Source organism: Streptomyces sp. NPDC048514, from assembly GCF_043199955.1.
In the GTDB taxonomy this organism is placed as follows: Bacteria; Actinomycetota; Actinomycetes; order Streptomycetales; family Streptomycetaceae; genus Streptomyces.
Map to the genome: position 1 here is coordinate 262,814 of NZ_JBICWT010000007.1, position 17,648 is coordinate 280,461.

At 72.9% G+C, this 17,648-nt stretch carries 14 protein-coding genes; 10 read left to right on the forward strand and 4 right to left on the reverse strand.

All coding sequences use genetic code 11. The features are described from left to right. Positions 1-41: 41 nt before the first annotated feature. Positions 42-1,682, reverse strand: coding sequence for a multicopper oxidase family protein (locus ACGFT2_RS17695; RefSeq protein WP_393278864.1), 1,641 nt, complete (start codon positions 1,680-1,682; stop codon positions 42-44). Between the two features lie 124 nt (positions 1,683-1,806). Next, entirely contained in the window at positions 1,807-2,478 is a 672-nt protein-coding gene (locus tag ACGFT2_RS17700) for a lysophospholipid acyltransferase family protein (RefSeq protein WP_393278866.1), read from the reverse strand. 394 nt (positions 2,479-2,872) lie between these two features. On the opposite strand from ACGFT2_RS17700, the gene ACGFT2_RS17705 reads away from it, so the two are divergent. From ACGFT2_RS17705 to ACGFT2_RS17715, 3 genes are all read left to right on the forward strand, one after another. Next, positions 2,873-4,051: a glycerophosphodiester phosphodiesterase gene (locus ACGFT2_RS17705; RefSeq protein ID WP_393278868.1), complete on the forward strand. Its 1,179-nt coding sequence runs from the start codon at positions 2,873-2,875 to the stop codon at positions 4,049-4,051. Positions 4,052-4,142: 91 nt separating this feature from the next. After that, entirely contained in the window at positions 4,143-4,649 is a 507-nt protein-coding gene (locus ACGFT2_RS17710; protein WP_393278870.1) for a sigma-70 family RNA polymerase sigma factor, read from the forward strand. A gap of 45 nt (positions 4,650-4,694) precedes the next feature. After that, a complete protein-coding gene (locus ACGFT2_RS17715; protein ID WP_393279213.1) occupies positions 4,695-5,192 on the forward strand; it encodes a GNAT family N-acetyltransferase in 498 nt (165 codons plus the stop codon). Between the two features lie 82 nt (positions 5,193-5,274). Here the strand turns inward: ACGFT2_RS17715 and ACGFT2_RS17720 are convergent, their stop codons facing one another. Together ACGFT2_RS17720 and ACGFT2_RS17725 are read right to left on the reverse strand one after the other, a co-directional pair. Next, on the reverse strand, positions 5,275-5,694 hold the full coding sequence (locus ACGFT2_RS17720; RefSeq protein WP_393278872.1) for a hypothetical protein: 420 nt from the start codon (positions 5,692-5,694) through the stop codon (positions 5,275-5,277). A gap of 1 nt (position 5,695) precedes the next feature. Further along, positions 5,696-6,055, reverse strand: coding sequence for a hypothetical protein (locus ACGFT2_RS17725; RefSeq protein ID WP_393278874.1), 360 nt, complete (start codon positions 6,053-6,055; stop codon positions 5,696-5,698). 70 nt (positions 6,056-6,125) lie between these two features. Here ACGFT2_RS17725 and ACGFT2_RS17730 point away from each other — a divergent pair, with 70 nt between their 5' ends. From ACGFT2_RS17730 to cobT, 7 genes are all read left to right on the forward strand, one after another. Beyond that, positions 6,126-6,776: an HAD family hydrolase gene (locus ACGFT2_RS17730; protein WP_393278876.1), complete on the forward strand. Its 651-nt coding sequence runs from the start codon at positions 6,126-6,128 to the stop codon at positions 6,774-6,776. A gap of 409 nt (positions 6,777-7,185) precedes the next feature. After that, positions 7,186-8,229, forward strand: coding sequence for a methionine ABC transporter ATP-binding protein (locus ACGFT2_RS17735; RefSeq protein WP_393278878.1), 1,044 nt, complete (start codon positions 7,186-7,188; stop codon positions 8,227-8,229). Beyond that, positions 8,226-8,969 carry a methionine ABC transporter permease gene (locus ACGFT2_RS17740; protein ID WP_393278880.1) on the forward strand — a complete coding sequence of 248 codons (744 nt, stop codon included), beginning with the start codon at positions 8,226-8,228 and terminating at the stop codon, positions 8,967-8,969. Before ACGFT2_RS17735 ends, ACGFT2_RS17740 begins: the two co-directional genes overlap by 4 nt. Before the next feature lie 69 nt (positions 8,970-9,038). Beyond that, entirely contained in the window at positions 9,039-9,872 is an 834-nt protein-coding gene (locus ACGFT2_RS17745) for a MetQ/NlpA family ABC transporter substrate-binding protein (RefSeq protein WP_393278882.1), read from the forward strand. Positions 9,873-10,096: 224 nt separating this feature from the next. After that, entirely contained in the window at positions 10,097-10,735 is a 639-nt protein-coding gene (locus tag ACGFT2_RS17750; protein WP_393278884.1) for a GNAT family N-acetyltransferase, read from the forward strand. A gap of 122 nt (positions 10,736-10,857) precedes the next feature. Continuing rightward, positions 10,858-12,069, forward strand: a complete 1,212-nt coding sequence (gene cbiE / locus ACGFT2_RS17755; RefSeq protein ID WP_393278886.1) for a precorrin-6y C5,15-methyltransferase (decarboxylating) subunit CbiE — start codon at positions 10,858-10,860, stop codon at positions 12,067-12,069. A 1,971-nt stretch (positions 12,070-14,040) separates the two neighbouring features. Continuing rightward, a complete protein-coding gene (gene cobT, locus ACGFT2_RS17760) occupies positions 14,041-17,577 on the forward strand; it encodes a nicotinate-nucleotide--dimethylbenzimidazole phosphoribosyltransferase (RefSeq protein WP_393279215.1) in 3,537 nt (1,178 codons plus the stop codon). Positions 17,578-17,648 lie beyond the last annotated feature (71 nt).

The window sequence follows — 17,648 nt, forward strand, 5'->3', positions numbered from 1 at the left end:
GCTCACCCGCGCCCCGGGGCATCGCCGAGGTGCCCCGGGCGTCACCTCTTGTAGCCGAGCACCGTCATCATCCCGCTCTCCGAGTGGTACTGGTTGTGGCAGTGCAGCATCCACAGCCCCGGATTGTCGGCGTCGAAGTCGACCACCAGCTTGCGGTGCGGCAGCACCATCGCGGTGTCCTTGCGCGCACCCACGCCGTCCAGACCGGCCACCGCGAACGTGTGTCCGTGCAGGTGCATCGGATGCCACATGTCCGTGGCGTTGATGAGGGTGAGCCGCACCCGTTCGCCGGCCCGGACCGGGTGGCGCTGCTGCGGGGAATAGGCCTTGTGGTCGAATCCCCAGTCGAACTTCTTCATGCTGCCGGTGATCCTGATGCGCATCTCGCGGTCGGGTTCACGGCGGGCGAGAGCCACCGAGTCGTCGGGCAGCAGGCGGCGGGCGGGGACGGTCTTCCCGTCGAGTTCGTCCGGGCGGACGCCGGCCGGGGGCAGATTCCCCTTCCCCTTGTCGCTGCGCAGGACGGCGAGCGCCTTGCCCTTCTTGCCCTCGGGGAGCGCGACCAGCGGGAAGACGCCGTCCTTGACGGTGACCAGCACGTCGTAACGCTCCGCCATGCCGATGATGAGGGCGTCGGTCATCTTGTGCTTCACGGGATAGCCGTCGGTGTGCGTGATGGCCATCCGGTGGCCGCCCAGCGCGACCCGGAAGGCGGTCTCGGAACCGGCGTTGATGAAGCGCAGCCGGACGCGGTCGCCCGGACGGCAGCGGAACACCGGGGGACTGCCGGGCAGGTGCCCGTTGATCAGGTAGTGCGGATAGGCGACGCTGCCGCCCTCCCCGTGCAGGATGCGGCTGTGCGAGTCGTGCAGCACCCGGTTGGGGCCCGAGGGCTTCCTGGACGACGGGCGCGCGCTCGCCGACCGGCCGGGACCGGCGCTGCCGTGACCGGGACCCATGGCCATGTTCCCCATGTCCATACCGCCCATGTCCATGGGGCCGCCGGGCTTGAGCTGCTCCAGGACGTTCTCGGGGGTGGAGCCCTCCACGCCGTCCAGCCAGTCGTCCAGCACCACGACCCACTCCTTGTCGTAGGAGAGGGGTTCCCTGGGGTCGTCGACCACCAGCGGCGCGTACAGCGCCCGGTCGGGCTGCATCCCGACGTGGGAGTGCAGCAGATAGGTCCCGGGGTGCTTGATGGCGAAGCGGTAGCGGAAGTCGGTCCCGGGGTGGATGGCCCGCTGGGTCAGGTCGGGCACGCCGTCCATGTCGCAGCGCAGCCGCACCCCGTGCGAGTGCAGCGTGGTGTTGGCGGGCAGCCGGTTGGTGAGCGTCAGGTCGAGCGTGTCGCCGGCGGTCACCCGGACGAGCGGGCCCGGCACCTGCTCGTTGTACGCCCACGTCCGCACGGACCGTCCGCCCAGGTCCAGCTTGGCCTCGGATGCGGTGAGAGCGAACGTGCGCACGCGGCCGGACCCGCGTCTGCGCTCGGCGGCAAGAACCTCGGGATCCGACGGGTTGACGTACCCCTTGGGCCCGGCCGGGACGAACGTCCCCCCGCCGCTCGCCCTTTGGGGGCCGGAGCCGGGCTCGGAACCGGATCTGGTACAGGCTGCCAGGAATCCCGCGCCGACGACGGCGATCGGGGTACGGAGCAGAGTACGCCGAGAAGGTTTGCGCATGTCTGAATCAGACATGTTATGTGGTCATATAGGCGGTTCATACGGCCGAATGCCCGATGTGTCGGCGATAGATTCCACCTGCAGGCGGACGCGCACCGGCACCGCGCCGGTCCGCCGGAAGAGGCTAGGCGGCCTTGGCCTTCGTGGCGTACATGTCCACGTACTCCTGACCCGACAGCCGCATGACCTCGGCCATGACGGAGTCGGTCACGGCCCGCAGCACGTACCGGTCCCGGTCCATGCCCTCGTACCGCGAGAACTCCATCGCCTCACCGAACCGGACGGTGACCCGGCCCGGCCGCGGAATCCCGTTCCCGCCGGGCTGCAGCTTGTCGGTGCCGATCATCGCGAAGGGAACCACCGGCGCCCCGGTCATCAGCGTCAGCCGCGCGATACCGGTGCGCCCCCGGTACAGCCGCCCGTCGGGTGAGCGCGTGCCCTCGGGGTAGATCCCGAAGACCCTGCCCTCCTCCAGGATCCGACGCCCGGTCATCAGCGCGGCGACACCGCCGTTCGCCCCGTCCCGGTCCACCGGGATCATGCCGACGCCGGTGAAGAACCAGGCCATCAGCCGGCCCTTGAAGCCCTTGCCGGTGACGTACTCGTCCTTGCCGATGAAGCAGACCTGCCGCTTGGTGACGATCGGCAGCACGATCGAGTCGATGAACGTGAGGTGATTACCGGCCAGAATGACCGGTCCGTCCCCCGGGATGTGCTCCGCGCCCTCCACCTGTGGGCGGAACATCAGACGCATGATCGGTCCGAGCACTGCCTTGATGAGCGCGAAGCGGGACAACGGGTCCTCCGGCGTCGGGGGGAGCGATATGAGTCTGTGCAGGTGAGGACATTACTCGCGGCGCCCCGGCGAGCGCACATCGGGGAGGTCCGGTTCACCGAGGTCTTACCAAGTGTTGACACGGGTTTACCTGCGGCGGTGTGCCGCGAGCGGCCCGTCACGGCGGGGTGACGGTGTGACGGACGTCGCCCCGCGCCCTCGTGCCCCGGGTACCCGGTCCGCACCCGCCGATGCCGACGGGCCGTCATGTCCCGCCCTCTTCAGGACACACGGCGGCACCCGGGTGTTCGAGCCGACGACTCCCTCCCGTCATGCGCGCGCCCCTACGATCAGCGCGCACCGAAGGCGCGGAGCGCCGAAGACGGAACTCAGTGCGAGTGGCAGGAGGGCCCCGATGGGCGGCGACAGGGTGAACGAGCAGACACAGGGCATCACGGGACGGCGGGCGATCCTCGGCGCCGCGGTGCTCGGCGCGGGCGGAGCGGTCCTCGGGCTGCCCGGTGCGGCCGGAGCGGCCGAGGCGCGCGGGGCCGGGCACGGGGGGCGCGGGCTGAAGAGCCTTCCGGTGCCGACGATCATCGGTCACCGGGGTGCCAGCGGGTACCGCCCCGAGCACACGTTCGGCTCGTACAACCTGGCCCTGGACCTCGGCGCCGACGTCGTCGAGGCCGGTGACCTGGTCCCCACCAGGGACGGGCACCTGGTCTGCCGGCACGAGCCGGAGATCGGTGGCACCACGAACGTCGCGGACCACCCCGAGTTCGCCGGCCGCCGGACCACCAAGGTCCTCGACGGCGTGCCCACCACCGGCTGGTTCACCGAGGACTTCACGCTCGCCGAGCTGAAGACCCTGCGCGCGATCGAGCGCATCCCGGCCAACCGTCCGCACAACACCCTCTACGACGGCCGCTGGGCGATCCCCACGTTCGAAGAGGTCCTCGAGTGGCAGGACGAGCAGACCCGCAAGCGCGGCAGGCAGGTCTGGATCTACCCCGAGACCAAGCACCCCACCTACTTCCGGCGGCTCGGCCTGGCCTTGGAGGAGCGGGTCGCGAAGCTGCTGCGCAAGCACGGCAAGGACGGCCGGAACTCGCCTGTCATCCTGCAGTCCTTCGAGCCCACCAGCATCCAGAGGCTGAACCGGCTGGTCGACAACCCGCTCGTGGTGCTGCTGTCCACGGCCGACAGCCGCCCCTACGACTTCGTGGCGTCCGGCGACCCGCGCACGGTCGCCGACCTGATCACCCCCCGGGGCCTCCGGGAGATCGCCGGCTACGCGCAGGGCATCGGCCCGACCCTGGACCTGGTCATCCCGAAGAAGGCGGACGGCACCCTGGCGCAGCCGACCACGCTGGTCGCCGACGCGCACCGGGTGGGACTGGTCCTGCACCCCTACACCATGCGCAACGAGAACCCCTTCCTGCCGGCCGAGTACCGCAAGGGGGGCGCGGCCGACGCCTACGGGGATGCCTTCGGCGCCTTCAAGACCTACTTCGCGACCGGCATCGACGGCGTCTTCACCGACAACGCCGACACCGGCCTGCTCGCGCGCGCCGACTTCCTGAACGGCTGACCGCGTCAACCGGCGGCCCCGCCGGCACCCCCTTCGGATGACTGCGAGCCGCTCCGGCAACTCATCGCCGGGGCGGCTCGTCGTTCCGCATATGACGCACGACCTGGTGGCCACCCTGCGCCCGCTGCTCACCGCCGAGGCTTCCGCGGAGGCATATTCCTCCGGGGGCGAGCCGGGCGACCTCGAACAGGCCGTCTGGCTCCGGCTGCTGGAGCGGCTGGCGACCGACGGCCCGCCGCCGGACCCGCACGGCTGGCTGCGCAAGGCCGTCCGGGCCGAGGCGCGCCGCACCCGGCGCACCACCCGCCTCGAACGCCCGTACGGGGCGGAGCCGGCCGACGACATCCGCCCCGGCCCCGAGCAACTCGCCCTCACGGCCGCCCGGTACCGGACCCTGCGGGACGCGGTGCGCCGGCTGCCCGGCCGGTGCCCCCGGCTCATGGAGGCGCTGCTCTCGCCGAGAGACCTGACATACCGGGAGATCGCGGGGGAGTTGGGTATCTCACAGGGCAGTCTCGGGCCGGAACGCTCCAGATGTCTGGGATGTCTGCGTCGTTTGCTCGGCCCGGAGGTTGCTTCCCGCGAAGTGCGGGGATAGGAGTGAGGTACGACAGGTGATCAGGTGAGCGGGAGGCATGCGCACATGGGCATGAGCGTGACCATCTCGGTGGCGACCGAGCAGGACGCGGAGCAGATCTTCAGGCTCCAGTACCTCTGCTTCCAGGGCGAGGCGGCGCTCTACGGCAACTACCGCATCGACCCGCTCGTGCAGACCCTCGACTCGGTCCGTCAGGAGGTCGGCGCGGACTGCGTCTTCGTCGCCCGGCTCGGCGACGAAGTGGTCGGCTCGGTGCGTGGCAAGGTCACCGAGGACGGTGCCGCGGCCATCGGCAAGCTCTGCGTCCACCCGCGCCTGCAGGGGCACGGCATCGGCGCACGGCTGCTGCGCGCGGCCGAAGCGGCGCTCGCCGGGGAGCGCGGCGCCAAGAGGTTCCGCCTCCACACGGGCCACCGCAGCGAGAGCAACCTCCGCCTCTACCGCCGCTCCGGCTACGAGACGGTGGGCCGCTCCACGGGTGCGGACGGCGTCGAGCTGATCGTCCTGGAGAAGCAGGCGGGGACCTACGCGGCCACGGCGTGAGGGGCACCCGGGCAGGGGGCGCGGGACGGGGCGCGGGGAGCCGCGCCACGAGCCGCGGCGGACCGGCGGCCGCCGGTGTTCCTCAGGCGCCCGTGCGAGCCCGCGCCTTCCGCAACCAGTACATCGCGGAGAGCGGCAGCAGCACGGGAATGAAGACGTAGCCCATGCCGTAGTCGGACCACACGGTCGAGTCGGGGAAGGCGGACGGCTCGACCAGGGTCCAGGTCCCCACGATCAGCACGCCCGCCAGTTCGGCGGCGCAGCACACCAGTGCCGCCCGACGGGCCTTCTCCCCGCCCCGGACCAGCGTGTAGGTGATGAACCCGTACACCACGCCGGCCACCGCCGACAGGGAGTAGGCGAGCGGCGCCCGCTGGAAGTCCGTGGCGATCTGGTAGGCCGAACGCGACACCGCGCCGACCACCATCACGCCGTAGAACCAGACGAGCAGCATGCCCGGCCCGCTGATCAACCGGGCCGGCTTCTCCTGCGCCGTCGCCACCTCAGCCTCCCCAGATGTCGAAGAGCCGTACTTCCAGCACGGCCAGCACCACGCCGCCCGCCGCGGCCGTCACCGATCCCCAGCGGGACCGCTCGGACAGGGACATGAGCCCCGCCGCCGGAACGCAGGCGAAGGCGCCCAGCAGATACGCCACGAAGATCGTCGTGCCCTGCTCCGGCTTCTCGCCCCGCGCCAGCTGCACGATCCCGACCACCAGCTGGACGGCGGCCAGCAGCGACACCACGGCCATGCCGATGAAGTGCCAGTCCTTGGTCGGCTGGTCCCGGTAGGCCGCCCAGCCGCACCACGCGGCGAGCAGCAGCGCGGTGATCGCGGTCACCAGCGTCAGGGCATTGAGCATGCCGTGACCTTATTACGGCCGAAACGACCCACCGCCGCCGACCCCGTCGTACGCCCGTAGGGTCGGGAGCATGACGATCCACGCACACGCCCTCCTGTTCGACAACGACGGCACCCTGGTCTCCTCGCTCGACTCCGTCGACCGCTGCTGGTCCCGCTGGGCCCAGGAGTACGGGATCAGCGCGGCGCAGTTCGGGCGCGTGGAACTGCACGGGCGGACGGCGGTGGAGATAGTCGCCGACCTGCTGCCCGCCCACCTGGTGCCGGCGGCCGTCGCCCGGGTCGAGCAGCTGGAGGTCGAGGACGTACCGCGCGGCGGTGTGCGCCTGCTGCCCGGCACCCGGGACTTCCTGGACTCGCTGCCCGCCGACCGCTGGGCCGTGGTCACCTCCGCCACCCGGCGCCTGGCCGAGGCCCGCCTCGACGCCGTGGGCATCCGCCCCAAGTCCCTGATCTCCGCGGACGACGTCACCCACGGCAAGCCCGACCCCGAGCCCTACCTGCTCGCCGCCCGGCAGCTCGGCGTGGACCCGGCCCGGTGCGTGGTCTTCGAGGACGCCCCCGCCGGTCTTCGCGCGGGCCGCGCGGCCGGGATGACCACCGTGGCGTTGGCCACAACCCACCAGGCCGGAGAGCTGGACGCCGACCTCGTGGTGAAGGACCTGTCGGCCTTGTCCGCACTGGCCACCGACGGGGGAGTGGAGATCTCCGTCCGCGACTGAGCGCTGTCCGCCGCCGTCCACCATGCGGACAACGGCCGCGGCTCGGCACCGTACGTCTGGTTTACTGATCGCATGACCACGACGAGCAGCCGCATCCTTGCGACCGAGGCGACCAGCACGCCCGGTGTTCGTTGTATGTGTCCGTGCCGAATGTGCGCCTTCTAGAGGGCCCCCGCACCACCTGAGCCTCGCGCCCCGAAGCGAGAGCCGTGGCCCGCCCGGCATGCCGGCGTGCCGACCGAGGCCTCCCCACCGCCCGCGCGGCATGGGGATCCCCACCGCGCACACGACGTTCTCCCCGGTTCCACCGCCACCGCGAGAACCGTGCCGCCTCCCCGAACGAACGCACGAAATGCACCCGTGCCCGGGCACACCCACGCCCGCGCACTCGACAGTGACGGAAACCCACGTGATCACCACCTCGGGCCTGACCAAGGTCTACCGCTCCCGCGGCCGTGAGGTCACCGCCCTCGACGGCGTCGATCTCCACGTCCGCGAAGGCGAGGTCTACGGCGTCATCGGCCAGTCCGGTGCCGGCAAGTCCTCCCTGATCCGCTGCGTCAACCTGCTGGAACGCCCCACCACCGGCACGGTGACCGTCGCCGGGCAGGACCTCACCGCCCTGGCCGGCCGCGGACCGCGCGCCGGGCGGGAGCTGCGCCGGGCGCGCAGCCACATCGGCATGGTCTTCCAGCACTTCAACCTGCTGTCCTCGCGGACCGTCCGGGAGAACGTCGAGCTGCCGCTGGAGATCCTGGGCAAGTCCGGCAAGGAGCGCTCCCGCAAGGCCCTGGAGCTGCTGGACCTGGTCGGCCTCGCCGACAAGGCCGGGTCCTACCCGGCCCAGCTCTCCGGCGGCCAGAAGCAGCGCGTCGGCATCGCCCGCGCCCTCGCCGGCGACCCCGAGGTGCTGCTCTCGGACGAGGCCACCAGCGCCCTCGACCCCGAGACCACCCGGTCCATCCTCCAGCTGCTGCGCGACCTGAACCGGCAGCTGGGCCTGACCGTCCTGCTCATCACCCACGAGATGGACGTGGTGAAGTCGGTCTGCGACTCCGCCGCCCTGATGGAGAAGGGCCGGATCGTGGAGTCCGGCACCGTCAGCGAGCTGCTGGCCACCCCCGGCTCCACGCTCGCCGCGTCGCTGTTCCCGGTGAGCGGCGAGCGCACCGGAGCCGACCGGACCGTCCTCGACGTCACCTTCCACGGTGAGGCCGCGACCCAGCCGGTCGTCTCCCAGCTCTCGCGCACCTACAACATCGACATCTCGATCCTCGGCGCCGCCATCGACACCGTCGGCGGCCTGCAGATCGGCCGCATGCGCATCGAGCTGCCCGGCCGCTACGAGGACAACGTGGTGCCGATCGGGTTCCTGCGCGAACAGGGCCTGCAGATCGATGTCGTCGGTTCCCGGGACGAGGCGCCCGTGCTGGTCGAGGAGGGTGCGAAGTGACCTGGTCGGAGATGCAGCCGGTGCTGTCCCAGGCCTGTTGGGACACCCTCTACATGGTCGGCTGGTCCGCGCTGATCGCCGTCGTCGCCGGGCTGCCGCTCGGCATCCTGCTCGTCCTCACGGACCGGGACGGGCTGCTGCAGAACGTCGTCGTGAACAAGGTCATCGGACAGGTCGTGAACGTCGCCCGCTCGATGCCGTTCATCATCCTCATGGTCGCGCTGATGACCTTCACCCGCTGGATCACCGGCACCACCATCGGCCGCGAGGCCGCCATCGTGCCGCTCGCCATCGGCGCCATCCCGTTCTTCGCCCGCCTGGTGGAGATGTCCGTCCGCGAGGTGGACGGCGGACTCGTCGAGGCCGTCCAGTCCATGGGCGGCAGCACCTGGAAGGTCGTCCGCAGCGTCCTGGTGCCCGAGGCGCTCCCGTCGCTGATCTCGGGGGCCACCACGACGATCATCGCCCTCATCGGCTACTCCGCCATGGCGGGCACGGTCGGCGCCGGAGGCCTCGGCGACGTCGCCGTCCGCTACGGCTACCAGCGCTTCGAGACCGGCATGATGTGGATCACCGTCGCCGTCCTGGCCGTCGTGATCTCCCTGCTGCAGGTCGTCGGCGACTTCGCGGCCCGCTCCCTGCACCGCCGCAGCGGCGGGTCCGGCGGGCTGCTCCTGTTCAGGCCGCTGCGCGGCGTGTTCTCCGGCACCGTCGCCGCCGACGCCGTGAAGAAGAGCTGACCCGCTCCCCCCGAACCCCCCGTTCACCCGTACACGGGGTCGCACCACCCATAAGGAAAGGCACTTTTCGTGCGTAACACCGCCAAGCTCACCACCGCCGTCCTCGCCGCCGGAGCCCTCACCCTCGGGCTGACCGCCTGCGGCTCGGGCTCCGACTCCAAGGCCGGTGCCGGCGACACGCTGACCGTCGCCGCCACGCCCAGCCCCCAGGGCCAGATCCTCACCTACGTCAAGGATCACCTGGCGAAGCAGGCCGGCCTCAAGCTGGAGGTCAAGGAGTTCACCGACTACGTGACCCCCAACACGGCCGTCCAGCAGGGCGAGGTCGACGCCAACTACTTCCAGCACCAGCCGTACCTCACCGACTTCAACAAGAAGAACGGCACCGACATCGTGGCCGTGCCCGGCGCGACCGTGCACCTGGAGCCGCTCGGCGTCTACTCCAAGAGCGTCAAGAAGCTCACGGCGCTGGCGAAGGGCGCCACCGTCGCCCTGCCGAACGACACCACCAACGAGGCACGCGCACTGAAGCTGCTGGCGGCCAACGGCGTCATCGGGCTGAAGTCCGGCGCGGGCTTCGACGCGACCCCGAAGGACGTGACCTCCAACCCCAAGGGCCTGAAGTTCAAGGAGCTGGAGGCCGCTCAGCTGCCCCGGTCCCTCGGTGACGTCGACGCCGCCGTGATCAACGGCAACTACGCGCTGGAGGCCGACCTGAGCCCCGCCAAGGACGCCCTCGCCGCCGAGTCCGCCAAGGGCAACCCCTACAGCAACTTCCTCGCCGTGAAGAAGGGCGACGAGAAGGACCCGCGGGTGAAGAAGCTCGCGAAGCTCCTCACCTCTCCCGAGGTCAAGAAGTTCATCGAGGACAAGTACCAGGGCGCGGTCGTCCCGTCGTTCTGATCCGGTCCGGCTGAACGACGCCCGCCACGAGGCCTGGACCGCGCCACGGTCCAGCCGTCCACGGCGCTCGGCGACGCACGGGGTCCACTCCCTCACGAGGAGTGGACCCCGTCGTGCGGTTCAGTGGTTTCATGCTGCATGCTGGGCAGTTCAGCGGGCCGGCCCCGTCCGGTCCTGATGGCCCATCAGCCCATCCACGTTTTCCGAAGGTTACGGAGCGGCGCATGACTAGCACCTTCCCCAACATCTCCATCAGCACGGAGCGGTTGGTGCTGCGTCCCCTCGACGAGGACGACGTGCCCGCCCTGGCCGCCATGATGAACGACGAGCAGATCGCCGCCTGGACCGACGTGCCCCAGCCGTTCACCGAGGGCGGCGCCCGGCACTGGATCACCGAGTACACCGCCGCCGAGCGCACCGCCGGCCGCGGCCTGGACCTCGCCGTCACCGAGTTCCTCACCCAGCGCCTGGTCGGCATCGTCCAGCTCACCAAGACCAACTGGCGCATCCGCTCGACGGAACTGTCGTACATCGTCGCCCCCTGGGCCCGCGGGGAGGGCTACGCCTCCGAGGCCGCGCTCGCCACCGCCCAGTGGCTCTTCGGCGATCAGAAGTTCGAGCGCATCGAGATCCGCACCGCCGCCGACAACACCGCCTCCCAGCAGGTCGCCCAGAAGATCGGCTGCATCAGCGAGGGCGTGCTGCGCAACGCCTGCATAGTCCACGTGCGTACCGAGGACGGCACCTGGATCGACATGCGCACCGACTTCATCGTGTGGAGCCTGCTCCCGGAGGACCTCGAAGGCACCGAAGGGCAGCTCGCCGACACCAGCGGTTTCGCGTCGTACTCCGACTGGAACTGACCCCCACGGGGAAAGCGGCCCTCGGCCCCGCCGCGCGGCCGACCGCCCCACCGGGTAGTCTCACGGAGCCCGCCCCCGGGCCCTCCCCCTGACGACCTGCGGAAACCAGGAGACACACGACGATGGCCGACCGGGTCACGGTGATCGGCTGGGACGGTTCGCCGCCGACCGACGCGGCACGCTCCGCCCTCGCCGCCGCCACGCTCGTGGCGGGCGCCGCCCACCACCTGGCGCTGCCCGAGGTCCCACCCGCCGCCGAACGCATCCGCCTCGGCAGCGTCGCCCTGGCCGCCCGCCGGATCGCCGCCCACCGCGGCACCGCGGTCGTGCTGGCCGACGGCGACCCCGGCTTCTTCGGCGTCGTACGCACCCTGCGCGCACCCGAGTTCGGCCTGGAGGTCGAGGTCGTGCCCGCCGTCTCCTCCGTCGCCACCGCCTTCGCCCGCGCCGGCATGCCCTGGGACGACGCCCAGGTGGTCGTCGCGCACCCGCGCACCCTGCGCCGTGCCGTCAACGTCTGCCGCGCCCACACCAAGGTCGCCGTCCTCACCGCGCCGGGCGCCGGCCCCGCCGAACTGGGCCTCCTGCTGGAGGGCGTCCACCGCACCTTCGTCATCTGCGAGGAGCTGGGCACCGAACGCGAGCAGGTCACCGTCGTCACCTCCGACAAGGCCGCCGACCACAGCTGGCGCGACCCGAACGTCGTCATCGTCATCGGCGGCCCGATGGAGGCCGCAGAGGGCGGTGGCTGGATCGCCGGGCGCGACCCCGGCACCGGGCCGCGCGGCTGGGTGCAGCCCGCCCACGCCTACGGCGGCGGCCTCGGCGAGGGAGAGACCGAACTGCTCCGCGCCGCCCAACTCGCCCGCCTCGGCCCCCGGGTCGGCGACCTCGTCTGGGACATCGGCTGCGGCAGCGGTGCGTTCGCCGTCGAGGCCGCGCGCGCCGGAGCGGCCGTCATCGCGGTCGACCTGGACGGGCAGGCCTGCGCCCGGGCCGAGGGCGCCGCACGCCGGTTCGGCGTACAGCTGCAGCTGGTGCACGGCACCGCCCCGCACGTCCTGGAGAACCTGCCCGAACCGGACGTCGTACGGGTCGGCGGCGGGGGAGCGGCCGTCGTCTCCGCGGTCGCCGACCGGCGCCCGCAGCGCATCGTCACGCACGCCGCCACCCGCGACGCGGCCGAGCTGATCGGCCGCGACCTGACCGAGCACGGATACCGGGTCGAGTGCGCCCTGCTCCAGTCCGTCGAACTGGACACCCGCGCCTGGACCGAGACCGAGCGGAGCGTCGCGTTCCTGCTCAGCGGGGTTCTGCCGGATCGCGCCCCGTGATCCTGTTGTCGTACCGCGCGCGGTAGGCTGGCCGATCGTTGTACCGCACCGAGCCCGGAGCTTCGTTCGCCAATGTCCGGAACGCACGCCCCGTTTGAGGTGGGTGTGGTACGGCGGACCGGAGGACGCGCAACGTGGCGCAGTCCACAGCGGGCTGTCGCGGATCATGCTGTCGCGACGGCGGAACGGCCGGGACAATGCCACTGAATGGCTTTGTCGTCTTTTGCGGGCGGGTCGTTCGTGCCGCTGGGCATGGACGCTCGTTCTTCACTGCGGGGCGGTCGGTGCGCCGTTCCGGGTGAGCTGGTCGTGGAAGCACTAACCGATGGGCGAGGGGTACGCATGACGGACACCGGCCAGATCCCGGGCGAGGGGCAGCCGGAGAGCGCAGGCATGGTGGAACAGCCGGGCGTCCCCGCGCACGCTGCGTACACCTACCTCTCCGAAGCGCCCGCCGGCGACGAAGACCTGCTGCTCCCGGGTGCCCAGGGCGCGTGGGGCAACGAGGTCCCGCCACCGGCCCCGGAGCCGGTGGTCGAGGCCGTCCACGAGCCGGGCCCGCACGAGACGTCCGGCCGCGACAGCGGCTCGGTCGACCTCAGCGGCGTCCGCCTGCCCGCCTCCGGCCCGGCTTCCGTGCCGCCGTCGCCCATCCTCTCGGCCCCGCACGACCCGGCGGCCGCTCCGCAGCCGGTGCGCCGTCCGCTGCACCTCGGCCCGCCGATCCCGGACACCTCCGCCAGCCCGGTCCGCTCCCTCGCCGACCGCGGCCCCGCCGGGGCGCCGGTACGGCAGCCGGGCCCGCCCGCGACCGGCCCCGAATACCTCGACGCCCAACCTCTGCATGACATGGCCCCGCAGAGCGCGAGCCCCTGGGGCGCGGCACCGGCCGCCGTGGCCGACGCCGCCGCGGCGCCGCAGGCCGATGTGCCGGCACCGGCCGCCGAACCGGTGGATCCGCTCGCCGGTCCCGCGGCGGACGCCACCACCGACCCCTCCGGCGCCGCCCAGGCCACGCTGGCCCGCCTGGCGACCCAGGCGGTCGCGCAGACACCTGCCCCGGCCCAGGTCGTGCACGGCCACGACGGCGTCCAGCCGGCCCACGGACACGACGGGCTGGACACGGCCGCGGTGGAGCAGGGAGCCGAGGAGGCTCAGCGGGGCGCGCAGCCGGCCGCCGGCCGGACCGACGTGACGGGCGATCTCGCAGCGGCCGGCGGGCCGGCCGTCGAGACCTCTCAGATGACCGGGGCCCCCGCCCCGACCTCGGCCGCACAGCCGGTCGACGGCACCCCGCCGGCCCCGGAGGCCGGCGCCCCCGGCCGGTCCGCCGACGCACCGACCGCGGTGCAGGAGACGGAGGCGGGGTCGGAGACCGAAGCGGTCGAGCCGGGATCCGTCCGCCAGGCGGAGGCCGTCGAGCCGGGTTCCGTTCCGGACGGGATCGCGCCGGGTGCCGTCCAGGGCGCGGTGGAGCCGGGCTCCGGCCAGGACGCGGGGCACGAGGTGCCCGTCGAGGGTACGGCGGCCGGGGTGCCGCTCAGCGGTCCGGTCGCGGACGGCGCCGAGACGGCCGAGGCTGTTCAGCCGTCGGCAGCGGCGCCGGGAGAAGCACCGGAAGCGGCGCCCGAAGGGGCGGTCGAGGTGGCGCCCGAAGGGGCGGTCGAGGCCGAAGGAGCGGCCGAGGTGGCCCGGCCGGCCCCGCAGCAGGGTGGGAGCGTGCCGGAGGGCGCGGACGCGGAGAGCACCGCCGTGGCTCCCGTTCCCGCGGTCGCCGAGAGCGAGGTCAGGAGCCGGGACGCGGTCGGGGGCGATGCCACCGGCTCCGGCCGGGAGGCCGAGGACACCACCCCCGCGCAGGCCGTGACGGAGGCTGAAGCCGTCGTCTCCGGCCACGATGCGGCGGAAGCCGAAGCCGTTCTTCCCGCCCCGTCCGGGAACGAGGCTGAAGCCGCCGTCGCCGCCCAGGGCGTGGGCGAGGCGGCCGCCGAGCCCCATGGGCCGCAGGCCGACCCGCACATGGAAGGCATCGCGCAGGTCCAGCCCGGCGGCGTGGAAACCGAGTCCGGGGCGGAGGTCCGTCCGGCGACCGTCCAGTCGCAGGGCAGCGCCGTGGAGACTCAGGCCGGCACCCCGCAGGACCCGCACGTCGACCGAGCCGCGCAGGCACCCGGGTCGGCGGAGACGTCCGGGTCGGCACAGGCGCCCGAGCCCGTCGCACCCGATGCCGTGGCGGGCGCGGTGTCAGCCGAGGTCCCCGTCGCACCCGATGCCGTGGCGGGCGCGGTGTCAGCCGAGGTCCCCGTCGCACCCGATGCCGTGGCCAACGTGGTGTCAGCCGAGGTCCCCGTGGCACTCGACGCCGTGGCCGGCGCGGTGGCAGCCGAGGTCCCCGTCGCACCCGACGCCGTGGCCGGCGTGGTGTCAGCCGAGGTCCCCGTCGCACCCGACGCCGTGGCGGGCGCGGACGCCGCCGGGGCCGACGGCATGCCCGAGCCGCATCCTCTTCCGGCGCAGCTTCCGCAGCCCGCCGAACCCGCCCTGCCCGCGGCCGAGTTCCCGGCCGGCGTGACGCGGTCCGGGCCGTCGGACCCGTCCGGTGACGAGTCCCCGGCCGGCGTGACGCAGGCCCAGCCCTCGGCACAGGCGGAGCAGCAGGGTGAGGTCCAGGCGGAGCAGCAGGCCGGGGTCCAGCCCGAGCAGCAGACCGCGCAGCAGGCCGGGGTCCAGCCCGAGCCGTCGGTGCGGGACTCCCTCGCCCCCGGCGCCCTCGCCCCCGACGCCTTCACCCAGGCCGCCTTCGCCCCGGACCCGGCGCACACCCCGGTCGCCGGCCTCGGCGTACCCGCGGGCCCGCAGAACCCGCCCGCCGAGCCCGCCCCCGTCGCGGCCGGCGCCGCAGTCGCGGCGGACCTGCCCGCCGAGTCCCTCCCGGTCGCGGCCGGTGCCGAGGCCGCCGCTCCGCATCCGCAGGCCGCGCAGTCCGACGTAACCACCGGTCACGCCGGTGTCCCCGGGTGGCCGGACCCCGCAGGCGGTGCCGACGCGTTGCCGTCCGGCGTCCCGCTGGGGCCGCAACCAGAGCAGCCGCTCGGCCAGTTCGTGCCGGTGGAGGGCCAGGTGCCGACCACTCCGCACCTGGCTCCGACCCCGCCGCACCCGCTGGTACCGCCCACACAGGACACGGACGGCACACAGGACACGGACGGCGCGCGGGCACCCGAGGCCCCCCATGGCCGACAGGCGCCGGAAGCCCCGCAGGACGCCCAGGCCCCGCAAGCTGCCGACGACGCGCAGGATGCCCAGGCCCCGCACGCGCCGAACGGTTCTCAGGAACCCCAGGCGCCGGAAGCCCCGCAGGATCCCCAGGCCTCGCACGCGTCAAACGGTTCTCAGGAACCCCAGGCGCCGGAAGCCCCGCAGGATGCCCAGGCCCCGCACGCGCCGAACGGCCCGCAGGACCCCCAGGACCCCCAGGGTCCGCAGGTGCCCGAGGTCGCCCGGCCCGCGCAGCCCCTGGCGGCCGCCGGTCCGGCAGCCCACGCCCCGCAGGGCCCACAGGCCGCCGCCCAGGAGCAGCCGCAGGCGTCCGGGGAGTACCCGGAGCCCGTGGCCATGGTGCCCGCGCCGCGCGAGGCGGAGCCGGACGGTGTGCCGGCCGCGCCGGACGCCGGGCACGCACCCGATGTCGTACAGCACGCGGAGGACCTGCAGACCAGGGCCGCCGACCAGGAAGAGAGCACGGCCGACGTGGCAGAAGCACAGCAGTCCACCGGTCCCGCCGCCCCCGGCTACGCCGACGCCGAACGGGAAGCCGTCCTGAAGGTCATGCGCGAGCGCCGCGACATCCGCAACGGCTTCCGCAGCGACCCGATCCCGCACGAGGTGCTGCTGCGTGTCCTGGAGGCGGCCCACACGGCGCCCTCCGTGGGCCACTCGCAGCCCTGGGACTTCGTCGTCATCCGGTCCGCCGAGACCCGGCGGACCATGCACGAACTGGCGATGCGTCAGCGCGAGGCGTACGCCAAGTCGCTGCCCAAGGGCCGGGCGAAGCAGTTCAAGGAACTGAAGATCGAGGCCATCCTCGACACCCCGGTCAACATCGTCGTCACCGCGGACCCCACCCGCGGCGGCCGGCACACCCTCGGCCGTCACACCCAGCCGCAGATGGCGCCCTACTCCTCGGCGCTCGCGGTGGAGAACCTCTGGCTCGCCGCCCGCGCCGAAGGCCTCGGCGTCGGCTGGGTCAGCTTCTTCGACGAGCGGGAGATGGTCCGCGAGCTCGGCCTGCCCGAGCATCTGGAGGTCGTCGCGTACTTGTGCGTAGGGTACGTGGACGAGTTCCCGGACGAGCCCGAGCTGATGCAGGCCGGCTGGTCCAAGCGACGCCCCCTGTCCTGGGTGGTGCACGAGGAGACGTACGGCCGCCGCGCCCTGCCCGGAGAGGACCCCCACGACCTGCTTGCCGAGACCGTCGCACAGATCCGCCCGCTCGACGCCAAGGCGCTCGGCGAGGCATGGGAACGCCAGAAGCGCATGACCAAGCCGGCCGGCGCGCTCGGCATGCTGGAGATCATCTCCGCGCAGCTGTCCGGGCTGTCCCGGCAGTGCCCGCCGCCGATCCCGGAGCCCGCCGCCGTCGCGATCTTCGCGGGCGACCACGGCGTGCACGCCCAGGGCGTCACCCCCTGGCCGCAGGAGGTCACCGCCCAGATGGTGGCCAACTTCCTGGGCGGGGGCGCGGTCTGCAACGCGTTCGCCACCCAGGTCGGCGCCGAGGTGTGCGTCGTGGACGTCGGTGTCGCCGCCGACCTGCCGGCCACCCCCGGGCTGCTGCCCCGCAAGATCCGCGGCGGCACGTCCGACATGACCACGGGCCCCGCGATGACCCGCGAGGAGGCCAGGGCCGCCATCGAGGTCGGCATCGAGACCGCCCGCGACCTGGTGGCGGCCGGGAACAAGGCCCTTCTCACCGGAGAGATGGGCATCGCGAACACGACCGCGTCCGCCGCGCTGATCTCCGTCTTCACCGGGGCCGACCCGGCCGAGGTGACCGGTCGCGGCACGGGGATCAACGACGAGACCCTGGCCCGCAAGACCGACGTGGTCCGGCGCGCCCTGGAGTTCCACCAGCCGGACCCGGCCGACCCCATCGGGGTCCTCGCGGCCATCGGCGGTTTCGAGCACGCGGCCATCGTCGGCCTGCTCCTCGGCGGCGCCTCGCTGCGTACGCCGGTGATCCTGGACGGCGTCAGCGCCGGCGCCGCGGCCCTGGTCGCCCGCGCGATCGCCCCCGAGGTCCTCGCGGCCTGCATCGCGGGCCACCGCAGCGCCGAGCCCGGCCACGTGGCCGCCCTCAACAAGCTGGGCCTGCGCCCCCTGGTCGACCTCGACCTCCGGCTGGGCGAGGGCACCGGAGCGCTGCTGGCGCTGCCCCTGGTGCAGAGCACGGCGAGGGCGATGCACGAGGTGGCCACGTTCGACTCGGCGGGAGTCACGGAGAAGTAGGCGCCGACGACGCACGGGCGGTCCGGTGCCCGGCTGTCGGACCACCCGTGCGGGCCGCCCTGTCCACAGCA